The sequence below is a fragment of the Streptomyces sp. NPDC050439 genome (assembly GCF_040655335.1).
GTDB lineage: Bacteria > Actinomycetota > Actinomycetes > Streptomycetales > Streptomycetaceae > Streptomyces.
In genome coordinates, this window is record NZ_JBFAJT010000002.1 from 24,935 (window position 1) to 39,045 (window position 14,111).

Consider the following 14,111-nt stretch of genomic DNA (forward strand, 5'->3'; position numbering starts at 1 on the left):
GTGGGCGGCGCTCGCCGGCGCTGACGTGCGTCGGCGCGAGGTCTGGGCCGACGAACTCGGCGATCTTCTGGCGTCGGGGAGCTTGGCGCGGGCCGACGCCGAGCGAGCCGTCGGCCGGCTTCCAGGTGGCGGTCGCCGACGCGGAACACGCGGTGCGGGAGGCCGCCCTGCACGCCGTCGGTGAGGCCTGCGCGCGTCACAAGATCCCCTTCGAGGTCCTCGTTCCGCTGGCCGCCCCTGTCGACGCCTTCGCCCCTCAGCTGTTGGAGTACGTCCTTTTCAGTCTGTCGGCGACGCACGACAGGCGTGCGCTGCCGTCGATCGAGCCGTTCCTGACTCACCCCGATCCCGGTGTGCGCGAGGAGGCCCGGCGCGCGGTGGCCGAGCTCCGCGCGGCCTGGGGCGATTCGCCTCCTGCCTGAGACTTTGGCACCGGCCAGGTCAGGCCCTTGGTCCCCGGGATGGGTGAGGAAGGTCCCGGTATGGCGCCTCCCGTCTGCGGAACCACTGGCGAGACCGCCGGAACCAGATGGGGAGAGGGCGCTGTGCCAAGGGACATCGGTGTGAGCAGAGAGCGTGAGCAGCAGCAGCGGCGAGAGGGGGCCGCCCCGCACGCGAGAGTCCGGGGCCGGGAGGCGGGGCGCGCGGGGACCGGCGTCAGGCCGTTCCGCCGGGCCGGAGGGCTGCGCCTGGTCCCGCAGCCGGGCGAGTCGCGGACCGCCCCGTACGCCAACGTTCCGCAGCCGGGCGCTGCGGGGACCACAGGAACCACGGGCAGGAAGCGGGGCGCCCCGTGCTGGCTGAGCCTGGCCTCCGGTGACGTCCTGGCAGCCAAGGAGTTCTACGCCCGCGTTCTCGGCTGGTGCCACGTCCCGCTGCTCGGCCCACAGGGCAGGGCGCGGTTTCTGGCGCTGCGGGCCGGCGCCCCGGTGGGAAGCCTCAGCCAGGCCACGTGTGACCTGGGCGGCTCGGCCGGGTGGATTCCGTACTTCGGCGTCGATGACGTGGACGCCACGGTGGGCCGGCTGCGTGAGCGCGGTGCCACCGTCGCCGTAGGGCCGCTGAGCACCGAGACCGGGCGGCTCGCGGTGGCGGCGGGCCCGCAGGAAGCGGTGTTCGGGCTGCGCCGACGCGCCCCCGACGACCGCTGGAAGGCGGGCGCGGGCCCGGTCGCCCGGCTTGAGCTGCGTACCCGGGACATCTTCGCCGCCGCCTTCTTCTACGGGGACGTACTGGACTGGGCCGGCACGTCGGGTGACTGCTGCGAGGTGGAGTACGCCCACGGGCAGATCGAGGTGCGCGACGGGCTGCGCACGGTCGCCGCGTTCAGGGACGCCACGCCGTCCGGCTGGCACCCGTGCTTTCGCGTCGCCGACGTCGACCTGGCCGCGATGGCGGCCATCGGCTGGGGCGGACGTGTCATCGCACCCCCCGAGGGGGCCCGTGATCGGCGCGCGGCCGTGCTGGCCGACCGTGAGGGCAACGCCTTCACGGTCACCGCGAGCTGAGCAGTGCGGAACGAGAGAGAGCGAGGAGTCAGAGGATGTTTCTGCAGGCAGCGGCGGACGTGGACGAAACCGCCGAGCCGGCCGCGTGGGCGCGGGGCGAGAGCGACGGGCCGCGGGCGCGAGGCAAGAGCGATGGGCTGCGGGGGCGGAGCGAGAGCGATGGGCTGTGGGTGCGGGGCGAGCGTGACGGGCTGCCGTGGATCGAGGAAGCCGACCAGGTCGCGCCGAAGGACGCGCGGGAGCTGTCGAAGCTCTTCTTCGAGGAGCTGCGGACACTTGAGGACGGCTCCCCCGCCTACCTCTACACGCGCAGCACCCTGATCGAGATGAACCTCTCCCTGGTGCACTACGTGGCCGGCCGCTACCGCAACCGCGGCAACGGCCAGCTTGAGGACATCGTCCAGGTCGGGACCGTGGGCCTGATCAAGGCGATCGACCGGTTCGACGTCGACCGCGGCTTCGAGTTCGTCTCCTTCGCCGTCCCTTACATCCTCGGGGAGATCAAGCGCCACTTCCGTGACACGAGCTGGGCCGTGCACGTACCGCGCAGACTGCAGGAGTTGCGCCTCCAACTGGTCAAGTCCCAGGAGCGGTTGTCCTCGACGCTCGGCCGCGAACCGACGGTCGCGGAGCTCGCGACCGAGCTCGCGGTGACGCAGGAACAGGTCCTGGAAGTGATCGTGGCGGCCAATGGCTACGCCGCCGGGTCACTGGACAGCCCGCGCAGCGAGGGCGAGGAGGGCGGGGCCCCCACCAACGGCCGCTCCCTCTCCGACACCATGGGCCAAGAGGACCCGGCCATCGCGGTGTTCGAGGATCTGCACGCCCTGGCGCCGCTGCTGGCCGGTCTCGACGAACGCGAACGCCGCATCATCGAGATGCGCTTCGGCCAGGAGATGACCCAGGCGCAGATCGGCGCCGCCCTTGGCCTCTCCCAGATGCACGTCTCACGCCTCCTGTCGAGCACGCTCGCCGCTCTGCGCACCGGCCTCCTGTGCCACGAATAGGCGGGAACAACCCAGCACCTGGGGCCGGGCAGCATGACTGCCCGGCCCCAGGTGTTGGGTCCACACGGCAGGGCGGCAGGGGCTGGCAGGGTGGCCGGTCAGGGCCGCGTTGCCGGGGCGGCCAGCTCGGCCAGGTGCCGCAGTGAGTTGGTCAGATGATCGGGGCCGAACATCGGGAACTCGAGGTACTCCCGGATGAACTGCGGCACGGCCGTCCAGTCGTAGGTGAGCGTGACTTCGGTTGCGGCCGGGCCGAGGGGCGCGAGGTCGTAGCGCCAGATCCAGCCGCCGAACTCCAGGCGGCCGCCTTCCTTCTCCTCACCCGTCAGCCAGCTGATGGACCGGGGCGGGTCGAGCACTTCGACCTGGTTGGCCACCTGGTAGTCACCGTCCGGGTGGTCGGGGTGGTACATGGCCATCCGGAAAATCTGCCCCTTCTCGGTCAACGGGGCGCGGTCGACGGGCTGTTGGACCCATCCGGTGCCGTCGATCGCGGCGTGCGTCGTCGGGTCCGCCAGCACCGCGAACACTTCGGCGGCGGGCGCCTCGACGGTCAGGGTGGCGCTCACGTACTCCTGGTCCACGATGTGCACGCTCCTCGTCATCTCATCGGGCCTCCGCGGACGCGGAAGGGGTGCTTCCCCCCATGCAGACCACCCGGCGAGGCGGAACTCATCGGTGCCCGGCCTACACCACCGCCGCGGCCCCCACGGACTCGGCCGCGGTGTAGGACGAGGCGAAGGTGAACGCGCGCGGCGACGGCCCGTGCGCCCGCAGGTCGGCCAGCCGCTCCAGGGCTTCCCCGACCGTCGGCACATGGCCGGCGGGAACCCACCACAGGACCATGTGCGACTCGATGTGCCGCTCGAACCACTCGCGGCGCCGCCGCATCACCTCCAGGTGCCCGCTGCGGTAGGTGAAGTCCCACAGCGCTTCCTGGGTCTCCCACACCGACAGGTTGACGATGACGTCCTCGCCCGCCGGGCGCATGCCGGTGGCGTCGGCCGCGCCCTCCTCCACCAGCCGCCACACGAAGCCGGGGGCGTCGTCGGCTGCGGCATTGATGGGGTTGAGCAGCTCGACGAACGGCGCGATGCGCTCGTCGTCGAAGGGGTGGAGGAGCGTGGCGACATTGAGCTCGGCGAGGTGGGCGGCAGCATGCTCGGATGCGGTCATGGCCTCATCCCAGCACGCCCGGCTTTTCTATGTCAATCGTCATTGTTTTTAGAAGAGTCGAGCACCACGCAGCACTCCCCCGGCCGCGCGTCCATACGAGCGTGAACGGGCCCGTCCGCACCGAGCAGCCCCTCCAGCAGCGCGAGGTTCATTCCGCAGACGAGGGGCGGAAAGCGCTCGGCCACGGCATGGAAGGGGCAGTTGCGCATGCGAACGACCGGCGCCCCGCCTTCCGGCCCCTCGACATCCTCAAGGTGCGGTTCGTAGCCGCGTGCGGCCAGCATCTCCATGGCCTCGTCGAGGCCGCCGCAGGGCGTCGCCGCGCCGCGCAGGGCCTCGCCCCGGCGCCGCGCGGCCGCACAGAGCCCGGCATCGAGTCCGGCCTGCTCGGCGGCCTCGGCGAGCAGCTCGGCGGCAGTGCGGTAGTCGCGGGCGGGCAGCGAGACCGACCGTTCGCCCGGCGCCCGCGTGTAGACCTTGGCGGGACGCCCCGCGCCCGGCCCGGAACGCCCCGTCAGGCGGCGGCTGCCGCTCTCCAGCAGCCCGGCGTCCGTCAGCTTGTCCAGATGGTGCGCGGCGAGCGTGCGCGCCACCCCCGCCGCCTCGGCGGCTTCGTTCCGGCCTACCTCCCGGCCTTGCGCCGCCACGTACTCGTACAGTCGGCGCCGCACAGGATCCTGCAGCACCGCGATCGCATCGATGTCCTCCACCCGGCCATTCTAGGAACAACACAGGTTGGAGATAGAAAGCCGTGGCCGTCGAGCCGAGCACCGCGCTCGCGCTCAGCGCACCTGAGGGCACGGTCGGGCTCAGCGCACCTGAGGGCACGTCCGACCGTACGTCCGGCACTTGGTCTCGAAGTCCGGCGGCAGCCAGTTCCCGCCCAGGAGCCTCGGGTGAGCCGGGAAAGCGGCGTGGGCGGCCAGGACGAACATCAGCGATGCCCATGGGCCGTGGAGCTGGATCAGCTGGGGCGAGCCGTTGTACATGTCCCGGAAGGAACACCGGAAGACTTCGGGTGCGACGAGATCCGCGGTGTCGAGGCCGCCCCATTCCAGGTCCAGCGAGCTCTGCGGATGTCCGAAGTAGGCCCGGCGGTCGGTGACCGTCACCTCTCCATGACCGTCGGCCACCCAGCGCGGCCGGGCGTCCGCGGCCGCCTGACGCCGACGGGCCGCGTTGCCGAGCGCCGAACCGACCATGCTCCCGATCACGAATCCGGGCCGCCCGACGGCCAGCGTCGTGTTGTACGCGTACGAGCCGTCCCCGACAGCACGCCAAGTGGACCGGGACGCGGGCCCCACGGCCACCGATGTCTCGCCGGGTGACAGGCGGGCCATCGAAGGCACCGGCGGCCTCTCGCCGAGCTTGCCCTGCGTGAGGTCCATGACGACGTGGCATGTGTAAAGGAGGTGATCGTCCAGGGCAGTCCAGGGAGTTGGTCCCCCGATGCGCGGCCACGCCGCGTATGGAACGTCGTTCACAACCCACCCCGTCCGTCACCCCACATCGATGATCGACATCCTAAGGACCGTCGGAGCGCTGAGTCGACGCGTCGTCACGAATAGTTGCGGGCACGGTGACTCCGTACAGTTGACGAAGTCCGTCAACCGACGCCGTCACGGGCCGTCCGGCCAGCGATGATGAGCGGATGACGCTGCGCATCGACATCACCGGCCTGCCGCCCGACCGGCTGCGGTTCGCCGCGTCTCCGCTGGCCGAACTCACCGCGATGCTGCACGCGTTGGCCGCCCCCGGGCACCACCCGCATCTCGCCGACTGGGTCGCGGACGTCCGGGCCCGGCTGCGACCGGAGCTGGCCGAGCGGTTGCGGGAGGCGGAGTTCCTCTGGCGTTCCTCCCAGGCCGATTTCCTGTTCCCCGCCCGCCCGCGGCCGGCCCTCTGCCAGGAACTGGACGACGTGGACCGGCTCGACGACGAGACGTACGTGACCGCCGCGCTCGCCACCACGTGCGGTGGCAACCGGGCCCCTTGCACCGCGCCCTCACCGCTCACCGACGCGAAGGCGCGCGAGCGGGCCCTCGACCTGGCCCAAGCTCGTGGCGCCCGGCAGGGGGCCTTCGCGGAACGGCTGCTCGCGGACCCGGCCGCCGTGCGGGCGCGCGTGCGTCACACCCTCGAACAGTGTGCCGCGGCCTTCTTCGACGCCGCCTGGACCGGCGTGGCCGAACGGCTTGCCGCCGATCTGCGCCTGAAGAACGACCTGCTGAAGCACCAGGGCATCGGCGCGGCACTCGCCTCGGTCTCCGGCGCCGTCGCGCTGGCGCCCGACGGGACCCGCATCACCGTGGACAAGCTGCAGGACAAATCAACCGCCGCCCACGGCGCCGGGGTCACCTTCATCCCCAGCGTCTTCGGCAGCCCGCACCTGGTGGTGGTCCACGCGCCCGGATGGCAGCCGGTGGTGCAGTACCCGGTGGCCGAACCGAACCCGCCGGAGCCGGTGCCCCTGGAAACGGTCGAGCTACGGCTGGAGGCGCTCGCCCACCCGGTACGGCTGCGCCTCCTGCGCACCCTGGCCCGCGGCCCGCACACCACCGGCGAACTGGCCCACATATGGGAGCTGACGCCCCCGGAGGTCTCCCGCCACCTCGCCGTACTGCGGCGCGCCGACCTGCTGACGGCGCGCCGTCAGGGCCGCTACATCCACTACACCCTGAACGTGTCCGCGATGGCGACACTGGGCTCGGACCTGCTCTCCGCCGTGCTCCGCTAGGACGCGCGCCCCGCCCACACCCCCGGGGCCCTGCCCGACCACGGGCTTGCCTGTTCGAGTTGTCCCGCGAGGCGGAAGAGTCGGTCCTCGCGTCCGTAACCGGCGGCGAACTGCATGCCGACCGGCAGCCCCGTCCCGATGTCGGCCGTCACGGGCACGGACATGGCGGGGGTGCCCGCCACATTGAACGCCAGGGTGAACGGCGAACGGTCGTTGAGCCGGTCGATCCAGCCGAGGCCGTCAAGCATCCGCGCACCCTCGCCCTGGGCGCTCAGGGGCATGGGAAGCTCCGGCAAGGTCGGGGTGAGCAGCACGTCGTACGCGTCGAAGTGCCGTGCCAGGCTGCGCGCGACCCGGTTGCGGAGCGCGAGGGCGCCGAGGAGTTGAGTGCCGGTGACCCGCTGCCCGTAGTGGTAGCCGGCAAGGGTCTCCGCTTCGAGGGTGGAGGTGTCGACGGGCCGGCCGAAGGCGGCCGCCAGCTCGTCCACCAACGCGGTGAGATTCGCCGTCATGAGGCGCGCGCAGGCCAGGACGAACTCCTCCCAGTCGACCCCGATGCCGACCTCGGCCTCCTCCACCCGGTGACCGAGGTCTTCGAGCAGACGCACGGTCCGCGCGAGAGCGTCGGCCACCGGCGGGGTCGTGCGGCGCCCGCCCCACGCCTGGCCGAGGACCCCGATCCGCAAGATGCCCGGGTCGCGGGTAACTTCTTCCGCGTAGGGCCGGGCCGGCTCCGGGGCGCAGTAGGGGTCGCCGGGCTCAGGTCCGCGTATCTGGTCGAGCAGTACGGCACTGTCACGTACGGTCCGGCTCACACTGCCCTGCACGGCCAGGCCGTTGAAGACCTCGTCAGCGTCGGGGCCCATGGAGACCCGGCCGCGCGTCGGCTTGAGACCGAAGAGCCCGTTGTAGGCCGCGGGGACACGAAGCGAGCCCGCGGCGTCGGTGCCGTGCGCGAGCGGAACCACTCCGGCAGCGACGGCCGCGCCCGCACCCCCGCTGGAACCGCCCGCACTGCGCTCCAGGTCCCATGGGTTGCGGACCGGCCCGTACAGCTTGGGTTCCGTGGTGATGCTGTACGCCATCTCCGGCGTCGCGGTGCGCCCGAACGTCACGAGGCCCGCGCGGCGGAAGCGACGCATCAGGAAGGAATCGGCCCGGGCGACGTTGCCGGCCGCGAGGCGGCTCCCCAGCTCCGTGCGCCTGCCTGCCATGGAGACTCCGATGTCCTTGATCAGGAAGGGGACTCCGGCCAGCGGTGAGCTGCCGGGTGTGGGGCGGTCATCGGACGGCCACGTCTCCACGACGGCGTTGATCCGCGGATCGACCGCCCGCGCGGCCTCGCGTGCGGCCGCCTCCAGTTCGGCCGGGCCCACCTCACCCGCGGCGACCAGGCGCGCGAGCCCTACCGCGTCGAAGTTCACGTACTCGCTGACTTTCACTGTCACTCCCAGCGGAAGAAAAGATACCGTTGAGTTCCAGATGATACCCATCGGTATCGTTCGGAACGGACTGGTACCGTAGCAGGGGATGGGGCAGCCAATGTGGGCTCCGACGCCCCACAACTGACCGGACGTCACGGAGTAGTCATGGCATCGACCGCCGGCAGGCCGAGCAGGGTGGCGAAACTGCCGCCCCGCGAGCGCATCCTCGACGCGGCGGAGGAGCTCTTCCAGCGCGAGGGGATCCGGCGGGTGAGCGTCCAGGCCGTCGCCGAGCGGGCCGAGACCACCAAGATGGCGATCTACCGGCACTTCGAGACCAAGGACGCACTGGTCGCGGAGTGGCTGCGGATCGTCGCGGCCGACTACCAGGCCGCCTTCGACCAGGTCGAGGCGGCGCATCCCGGCCGCCCCAGGGAGCAGATCCTGGGTCTGGCCCGCTTCATCGCCGAGGGCTTGCCCGCGATCTCGCACCGGGGCTGCCCGTTCATCAACTCCCTTGCCGAGCTGCCCGATCGCGACGATCCCGCGCGGCGGGTGATCGAGGAGCACAAGGCGCACCAGACCCGCAGGCTGGTCGGGATGTGCACCGAGGCCGGGCTGCCCGATCCCGTGCAGACCGCGGCCGAGATCACTTTCCTGCTCGAAGGTGCGCAGGTCAGCACGCAGAACGGAAGCATCGACCTGACGGGTGACCGGCTGATGAGAAGCATCGAGGGGATCGTCGACGAGCGGCGGTCTCGATGATGACGGCCACTCGGCCTCCCACACCCGCCATGGCGTACGGGGTGGTGGTCAAGTGAGCGACTGGTGGGGTCAGTTGGCGGAACAGACCCGCCGCGAGGTTGACGCCGACGTGCTGCGTGACCGCCGGATGGCAGCGGTCAGGTCCGTCTGGGAAGCCTTGCGCCCGGTGGGGTTGGGGCTGCTTGAGGCGCAATCTGTGGTCCATTCGCGGTACGAGGCTCTCGGCGACCAGGTGCGGCGCACGCCCCCCGACCCGCTGGACACACCCGCACTCGCGGCCCGCGCCGCGGCTCTCCCCGGTCGCGTGGTCGCCGTCGAGGCACTCTGGGACGGCGACACCGTGCACGACTGGTTCGTGGATCTGTTCGCGGTCCTGGACGAACCGCAGGGAGAGGGTCGGTTGGCCGTCATCTATCACCTTCCCGACCGCTCCCCCGCCGACGCTGCCACCGAGGCCGGCCAAGCGCTGGCCGATCACCTCGGCGTGCCCTTCCACTTCGCTTCACCGGACACTCCTGACGACCAGGCCCCGCGCTGGCGGAATCCTGAGTGACGCCCTCGTACGGGGGCACTGTCGAGGCACCTCGGCCCGCGATTACTCTGCGTTCTCATGATGCGCGCCTGGATTACTCCCCTGCTGCTGATGATCTGCGGCTCATTCGCCGCGGCCGGCTTGGCCTCCGGGGGCAATCCCGGCGCGGCCGCGGCACTCCTGCTGGTGTTCGTGCTGCTCGCGGGGGTGCACTCGCCGCTGTTCTTCCCGAAGTCGACCGGTGCGCTCGAGGCACAGCGCCGCGCCGAGGCCGATGGCCGGCCGATCGTCTACTGGCGGTCGGGCTGCCCGTACTGTCTGCGGCTGCGCATCCGGTTGGGGCTCGGGGCCCGTCAGGTGCACTGGGTCGACATCTGGCGCGATCCGGCCGGGGCCGCCGCGGTGCGGGCGGTCAACGAGGGCAATGAGACCGTGCCGACGGTCTTTGTGGCGGGCCAGGCGCACGTCAACCCTGATCCCGCGTGGGTACGCGAGCAGGTACGTCCTTCCCCGTAATCCCACCCCCCTCCCGTGACGGGGGGCGGCGCCCTGCCGGGCAGGGACCCCCGACGCCGGTTCGAGGGCGACTCGTTCGGGATTGGACCGGCATGGGGACAGGCCGCCCTCGCGGTGGGACGCTGTGAGTGCCCGGCCGCCGCCGCTCGAGTGCGGCAGCGTCCGGGGGTGCGAGGACCGAGGCTCCCCCTCGATCGGCTCTCGCGCGAAATGCCCCCGGCGGTGCGAGGTCGCGGGAGTTGCCTCGCCGCCGCGCACGGAGGGCGGAGGCTGGGGCCGCGTGGTCGGCGATGCGGCCCCAGTCGACCCCGGCGGCGCCGGTGTCAGTCGGTGGAGAGCGCGTCGAGGAGCTGCCCGGCCTTGAGGTCCTGCAGGGCCCGGGCGGCATCGGCGAGGGCCACCATGCCGACGTACCGGCGCCGTCGATCACGGGAAGCCGCCGCACCTTGTGCTGCGTCATGGTCGCCACGATCTCGTCCGCGCTGCCGTCGGCGCCGATGGTGACGGCCTCACCCTGGGCGAGTTCACCGGCCAGGACGGACGCGCGCGTGGAAGCACCGGAGGCACCGGAGGCACCGGAGGCACCCATGCCCAAATCCGGCACATCACCCCCAACCGTCACCGCACGCGGCTGACTTCCGGGGCCGGTCGTCACATCATCCACACCTCGGGTTAAGGTCACCCCTGGTGTGTGAGCGGGGGTCCGCTTCAGCGAACGGGGCTGGGGTGGGCGGCGTCAGCGACGTCGCGCTGCTCACGATCGACGAGGAGTGCGGACCAGGGTGCCGCCATGGGAGACAACATGACGAACATTCCCTCTGCGCCCCCGCCCGAGGACCAGCCCTCGCCCCACGACTCCCCCGCCCTCAGGGCCGAGACCGAAGAGCTGAGAGCCACCGCCGAGCAGCTGCGCGGCCAGGTGTCCGGCCTTGAGGTCCAGGCGCGTACGCGCCCCAGGATCGCCATGGCCGAGGGTGTCCTGGTCGAGCGGTATCGCCTGGAGAACGCGGAGGCGGCGTTCGCGCTGCTGCGCCAGGCGTCCCAGCGAGCCAACATCAAGCTGCACCAGATGGCCGCCGCGGTGGCCCGGACGCCGGGGCCGGCGCCGGGCGCCAAGTCGTGGTTCGGCGGACGGCCACACCAGCCGGCGCCCGACCTGACCACGCTTGAGGCGGGCACGCTCGACCCCGCCAACCAGGGCGAGATCCTCGGCGCCGCCCTGCAACGCGTCCTGAACATCACCGGTGCGCACATGGGCAACGTCCAGCTGATCGAGGACGGTGTCCTGCGGATGGCGAGGCACACGGGCCTGCCCCGTCAGTTCACCGACTTCTTCGCGTTCGTCGAGGGCAAGACCTCCTGCTCCCGGGCGGCCGTCGCCAGCCAGCAGGTCACCGTCAAGGACGTGGCCTTGTCGGCCGGATTCGACGAGGAGACGCGGCGTGTGATCCTCGCGGCCGGCAGCCGGGCCTGCCACAGCATTCCGCTGATCGACGAGCAGGACACCGTGCAGGGTGTCATCTCCTCTCATCACGCCGGGCCCTTGGTCGGCTTCACCCAGGCGCAGTTGCAGTCCCTGGAGGCCACCGGCCGCGCCGTCGGCACCTGGGTCAAGTGGCACCGGCACACCGTCGTCGTCGATGCCCTGGAAGACCTTCACCGCCTTGCCCGCGCCTCCCGCCCGTAGCGGCCGGAGGCGTCGGGGCGGGTCGACCGGTCAGTCGACGAGGGGCTTGACGAACTCTTCGATGAGTACGGGATATTGCTCGCCACCATGTCCGGCCGCGATCGCGCGGTCGGCCATGGCCTTGATCAGCCGAGGCAGTTCGGCGTTGACCCCCACCGCCTCGCTCTCCTCGATCAAGTGCGTCATGGCCCGTACGTCGGTCTCCAGGGCCGACACCTCGGCCGGGAAGGACCCCTTGTCGATCTGCTCGGCGTAGCCGGGCAGCCATGTGGCCACCCCGGCGGCGATCTGCTGCGCGAACGGCGCGTACGTCGCGGCGTCGACCCCGGCCGTCCTGAGCATGGCGGTGCCCTGGAGCCAGGCGTTCAGGACGCTCCACATCATGGCCAGGCCCGCCACGTCGTACAGGGACGCGAGACCGTGATCGGAGCCGAGGTAAGTGACGGTGCCGAGCGCGTCGAGGGTCGGCTTGTGCGCCTCGAAGTCCGGCTGGGGTCCGCTGTGCAGGATCACCGCGTCGGCGGTGCCGATGCCTGGGGGGACGGCCATGATGGCGCCGTCCAGGTAACGCGCGCCGCGCTGCTCGGCCAGGCGGGCGGCTTCCCGGGCCTGGGCCGAGTCGCCCGAGGTCAGGTTCACCAAGGTCGCGCCGTCCAGGGTGACATCGCTCGCGTCGAGCAACTCGTGCATGGCCTGGTAGTCGGTGAGGCAGATGACCGTCAGGGGGCTCGCCTTGAGGGCGTCCCCGACGGTGGGCGCCAACTGCGCTCCCTGGACGACCAGTTGGTCGGCCTTGGAGGCCGTGCGGTTCCATACGGTGGTGGGGTGGCCTGCTTTCAGGAACGCGCCCGCGAGGGCCTGGCCCATCAGGCCGAGTCCGATGACGGAAACAGGTGCTGCGGTTTCGTTGTTCATGGCAGCATCGTCAACGTTCACACCGGTATGAAGGTCAAGTGAGGTTCGATGCGCATCGGGGAACTGAGTCGTCGTACGGGCGTCAACGCCCATCAGTTGCGCTACTACGAGGCCCAGGGCCTCCTGGAGGCGGACCGCAGGGCGAACGGCTACCGCGACTACGACGAGAGCGCCTTGCTGCGGGTGAAGCAGATCCGGCACTTGCTGGGTGCGGGCCTGTCCTCCGAGGACATCGCGTACGTACTTCCCTGTGCGGTCGGCGAGACACCTGAGCTGCCCGGATGTTCCGAGCTCCTGACCGCGATGCGCTCGCGGCTGGAGCGGCTCGAGGACCAGATGCACCGCCTGGCTCAGTCCCGTGACGCCCTTGCCGTCTACATCGAGGCCGCGGAGCGGGGCAGCGAGAGCTACCCGCCCTTCGACGAGGTGTGCCAGGAGCCCGTCCCCGCCTGAGGCCTTTCGCGGCCGGGGTGAGGACGGGCGGCCACAAGGTCAGGGCTGGAGCGGCACCTTCCAGCAGGTGGAACTCGCCGGCTTGCCCGATATCCGGTCGGTCAGCCAGGAGATGGCGTCGCCCTGGTCGGTGATGAGAGGCACGAGGTGGTTGGTGAGGATCTTGTCGCCGAGGTTCGGCAGCGCGATGGGTTCGTAGGTGACGTTGCCGCCCTTGCGGCACCAGTCCACGGCCAGTTGCCGGGCCTGGCCGTGCGGCACGATGTCGTCCTGGATGCCCGTCGCCAGGCGCACCGGCCCGTTGGGCTTGAGCGTGCCGATGCGCTGCTTGTCCAGGGCCGCCTTCGCGCGGGGATCGGCGGCGATGATGTCCCCGACGGACTTGCCGTCATTGGTCCACTTGTTGCTCTTGGTGAAGCCGTAGCCGAACAGTGCGTCGCCGACGCACATCGTTGAGGCGTCCTTCAGCGCGGCCTTCCCGGCGGTGCTGATGTGTTTCTCGACGACCGCGCGCAGGTCGGGGTCGGCCTGGGCGAAGCCGGTGATCGACCAGGCGAGGGCCCCGGCCAGCGCACTGCCGTCGATGCCCTTCATGACCGAGGTCAGATCCGCGGGCGGTGCGCCGGCGTAGGTCCCGGCAAGGCGGACGTCGGGGGCGTAGGACGACTGGAGTTCGGCCGCCGCCGCGCTGGCGCCACCTCCCTGGCTGTAGCCGTACAGGCCGGTGCGGGACTCCGCGGTGACCGATGCCCCGGGTACCGAGCGGGCGGCTCGGGCCGCGTCAAGCAGGGCGTGCCCCTGATCGAGCCGGTTGACATAGGTGTGTGCGCGGTCGGTGGCGCCCAGGCCCACGTAGTCGGTGATGACCACGGCCGCCCCGGTGGCCAGGATCCGGTAGACGGCCAAGGCCTCGTACCCCACGGACACGGTTTCGCCGTTGAGGGTCAGGGGGTGCTGGAGGGCGAAGGAGGGAGCGCACTGGTCGCCCTGGCCCATGGTGCCCGAGGCCACCGCGACCAGCGGGCGCGGCCCGGGTTTCGTCCAGGCGGCCGAGGGCTCGATGTAGGCGCCGGTCACCGCGACGGGCTTCCCGGTCGAGTCGGTGGACTTGTACATCAGGCGGCTCGCGGTGCCCGGCATGGGGCGCCCGTCGAGGCCCGGGATGCTCAGCCCGAGCGGCATGGGTTCGGTGCGGATCAACGCACCGTTTTCGGCGGGGAGTTCGGCGGGCGGGTTGTAGAAGGTGGGGATGGTGACGCCCCGGGAGACGACGGGCTCATCGTCGGCCGCGGTGGCCGGTGCCCCCGACAGGCCCACGCAGACGGTGCCGACGACGACGCCCGCCGCCAGCGAACGGGATGTGCGCGAAGGATGTCTCTTGCGGCTCATGG

The 14,111-nt window shown here is 71.2% G+C and carries 16 protein-coding genes and 1 pseudogene; 9 read left to right on the forward strand and 8 right to left on the reverse strand.

All coding sequences use genetic code 11. The annotated features are described in order from the left end of the window. Positions 1-125 precede the first annotated feature (125 nt). The 3 genes from AB0I66_RS07110 (at position 126) to AB0I66_RS07120 (ending at position 2,515) form a co-directional block, all read left to right on the forward strand. Entirely contained in the window at positions 126-422 is a 297-nt protein-coding gene (locus AB0I66_RS07110) for a hypothetical protein (protein ID WP_363206745.1), read from the forward strand. 141 nt (positions 423-563) lie between these two features. After that, complete coding sequence (locus AB0I66_RS07115) at positions 564-1,508, forward strand: VOC family protein (protein WP_363206746.1); 945 nt, start codon at positions 564-566, stop codon at positions 1,506-1,508. Positions 1,509-1,543: 35 nt separating this feature from the next. After that, positions 1,544-2,515 carry a SigB/SigF/SigG family RNA polymerase sigma factor gene (locus AB0I66_RS07120; protein WP_363206747.1) on the forward strand — a complete coding sequence of 324 codons (972 nt, stop codon included), beginning with the start codon at positions 1,544-1,546 and terminating at the stop codon, positions 2,513-2,515. A gap of 98 nt (positions 2,516-2,613) precedes the next feature. On the opposite strand, the gene AB0I66_RS07125 is transcribed toward AB0I66_RS07120, so the two are convergent. The 4 genes from AB0I66_RS07125 to AB0I66_RS07140 form a co-directional block, all read right to left on the reverse strand. Then, positions 2,614-3,120, reverse strand: coding sequence for a polyketide cyclase (locus tag AB0I66_RS07125; RefSeq protein WP_363206748.1), 507 nt, complete (start codon positions 3,118-3,120; stop codon positions 2,614-2,616). 82 nt (positions 3,121-3,202) lie between these two features. Then, on the reverse strand, positions 3,203-3,691 hold the full coding sequence (locus AB0I66_RS07130; protein WP_363206749.1) for a DUF3291 domain-containing protein: 489 nt from the start codon (positions 3,689-3,691) through the stop codon (positions 3,203-3,205). Between the two features lie 32 nt (positions 3,692-3,723). After that, positions 3,724-4,401: a helix-turn-helix domain-containing protein gene (locus AB0I66_RS07135; RefSeq protein ID WP_363206750.1), complete on the reverse strand. Its 678-nt coding sequence runs from the start codon at positions 4,399-4,401 to the stop codon at positions 3,724-3,726. Positions 4,402-4,500: 99 nt separating this feature from the next. Next, positions 4,501-5,079: a hypothetical protein gene (locus AB0I66_RS07140; protein ID WP_363206751.1), complete on the reverse strand. Its 579-nt coding sequence runs from the start codon at positions 5,077-5,079 to the stop codon at positions 4,501-4,503. A 263-nt stretch (positions 5,080-5,342) separates the two neighbouring features. Between AB0I66_RS07140 and AB0I66_RS07145 the strand changes: the two genes are divergently transcribed. Next, positions 5,343-6,428 (forward strand): helix-turn-helix domain-containing protein, encoded by a 1,086-nt coding sequence (locus AB0I66_RS07145; protein ID WP_363206752.1) that lies wholly within the window; start codon positions 5,343-5,345, stop codon positions 6,426-6,428. On the opposite strand, the gene AB0I66_RS07150 is transcribed toward AB0I66_RS07145, so the two are convergent. Beyond that, the gene (locus tag AB0I66_RS07150) at positions 6,425-7,870 is read right to left on the reverse strand and encodes an amidase (RefSeq protein ID WP_363206753.1); all 1,446 of its coding nucleotides are present in this window, start codon (positions 7,868-7,870) and stop codon (positions 6,425-6,427) included. The genes AB0I66_RS07145 and AB0I66_RS07150 overlap by 4 nt on opposite strands. 147 nt (positions 7,871-8,017) lie before the next feature. Here AB0I66_RS07150 and AB0I66_RS07155 point away from each other — a divergent pair, with 147 nt between their 5' ends. The 3 genes from AB0I66_RS07155 to AB0I66_RS07165 are packed head-to-tail and all read left to right on the forward strand — an operon-like array spanning position 8,018 to position 9,665. Beyond that, a complete protein-coding gene (locus tag AB0I66_RS07155; RefSeq protein WP_363206754.1) occupies positions 8,018-8,617 on the forward strand; it encodes a helix-turn-helix domain-containing protein in 600 nt (199 codons plus the stop codon). A 52-nt stretch (positions 8,618-8,669) separates the two neighbouring features. Further along, the gene (locus AB0I66_RS07160) at positions 8,670-9,170 is read left to right on the forward strand and encodes a hypothetical protein (protein ID WP_363206755.1); all 501 of its coding nucleotides are present in this window, start codon (positions 8,670-8,672) and stop codon (positions 9,168-9,170) included. Positions 9,171-9,227: 57 nt separating this feature from the next. Continuing rightward, positions 9,228-9,665, forward strand: coding sequence for a glutaredoxin domain-containing protein (locus AB0I66_RS07165; RefSeq protein WP_363206756.1), 438 nt, complete (start codon positions 9,228-9,230; stop codon positions 9,663-9,665). 323 nt (positions 9,666-9,988) lie between these two features. Here the strand turns inward: AB0I66_RS07165 and AB0I66_RS07170 are convergent. Continuing rightward, a pseudogene (locus AB0I66_RS07170) lies at positions 9,989-10,209 on the reverse strand (CBS domain-containing protein); the annotation flags it as partial. Positions 10,210-10,467: 258 nt separating this feature from the next. Here AB0I66_RS07170 and AB0I66_RS07175 point away from each other — a divergent pair. Further along, complete coding sequence (locus tag AB0I66_RS07175; protein WP_363206757.1) at positions 10,468-11,352, forward strand: ANTAR domain-containing protein; 885 nt, start codon at positions 10,468-10,470, stop codon at positions 11,350-11,352. 30 nt (positions 11,353-11,382) lie between these two features. Here the strand turns inward: AB0I66_RS07175 and AB0I66_RS07180 are convergent, their stop codons facing one another. Further along, positions 11,383-12,267 carry an NAD(P)-binding domain-containing protein gene (locus AB0I66_RS07180; RefSeq protein WP_363206758.1) on the reverse strand — a complete coding sequence of 295 codons (885 nt, stop codon included), beginning with the start codon at positions 12,265-12,267 and terminating at the stop codon, positions 11,383-11,385. Positions 12,268-12,315: 48 nt separating this feature from the next. Here AB0I66_RS07180 and AB0I66_RS07185 point away from each other — a divergent pair, with 48 nt between their 5' ends. After that, positions 12,316-12,720: a MerR family transcriptional regulator gene (locus AB0I66_RS07185; RefSeq protein ID WP_363206759.1), complete on the forward strand. Its 405-nt coding sequence runs from the start codon at positions 12,316-12,318 to the stop codon at positions 12,718-12,720. 39 nt (positions 12,721-12,759) lie between these two features. Here the strand turns inward: AB0I66_RS07185 and AB0I66_RS07190 are convergent, their stop codons facing one another. Then, the gene (locus tag AB0I66_RS07190; protein ID WP_363206760.1) at positions 12,760-14,109 is read right to left on the reverse strand and encodes a lipase family protein; all 1,350 of its coding nucleotides are present in this window, start codon (positions 14,107-14,109) and stop codon (positions 12,760-12,762) included. Positions 14,110-14,111 lie beyond the last annotated feature (2 nt).

What these genes read in the sequence shown, in the direction of transcription:
- AB0I66_RS07130 (WP_363206749.1), bottom strand. Translation starts at nt 3,691, where the DNA reads ATGACCGCATCCGAGCATGCTGCCGCCCACCTCGCCGAGCTCAATGTC.
- AB0I66_RS07165 (WP_363206756.1), top strand. Translation starts at nt 9,228, where the DNA reads ATGATGCGCGCCTGGATTACTCCCCTGCTGCTGATGATCTGCGGCTCA.
- AB0I66_RS07155 (WP_363206754.1), top strand. Translation starts at nt 8,018, where the DNA reads ATGGCATCGACCGCCGGCAGGCCGAGCAGGGTGGCGAAACTGCCGCCC.
- AB0I66_RS07140 (WP_363206751.1), bottom strand. Translation starts at nt 5,079, where the DNA reads ATGGACCTCACGCAGGGCAAGCTCGGCGAGAGGCCGCCGGTGCCTTCG.
- AB0I66_RS07175 (WP_363206757.1), top strand. Translation starts at nt 10,468, where the DNA reads ATGACGAACATTCCCTCTGCGCCCCCGCCCGAGGACCAGCCCTCGCCC.
- AB0I66_RS07145 (WP_363206752.1), top strand. Translation starts at nt 5,343, where the DNA reads ATGACGCTGCGCATCGACATCACCGGCCTGCCGCCCGACCGGCTGCGG.
- AB0I66_RS07180 (WP_363206758.1), bottom strand. Translation starts at nt 12,267, where the DNA reads ATGAACAACGAAACCGCAGCACCTGTTTCCGTCATCGGACTCGGCCTG.
- AB0I66_RS07120 (WP_363206747.1), top strand. Translation starts at nt 1,544, where the DNA reads ATGTTTCTGCAGGCAGCGGCGGACGTGGACGAAACCGCCGAGCCGGCC.
- AB0I66_RS07125 (WP_363206748.1), bottom strand. Translation starts at nt 3,120, where the DNA reads ATGACGAGGAGCGTGCACATCGTGGACCAGGAGTACGTGAGCGCCACC.
- AB0I66_RS07190 (WP_363206760.1), bottom strand. Translation starts at nt 14,109, where the DNA reads ATGAGCCGCAAGAGACATCCTTCGCGCACATCCCGTTCGCTGGCGGCG.
- AB0I66_RS07185 (WP_363206759.1), top strand. Translation starts at nt 12,316, where the DNA reads ATGCGCATCGGGGAACTGAGTCGTCGTACGGGCGTCAACGCCCATCAG.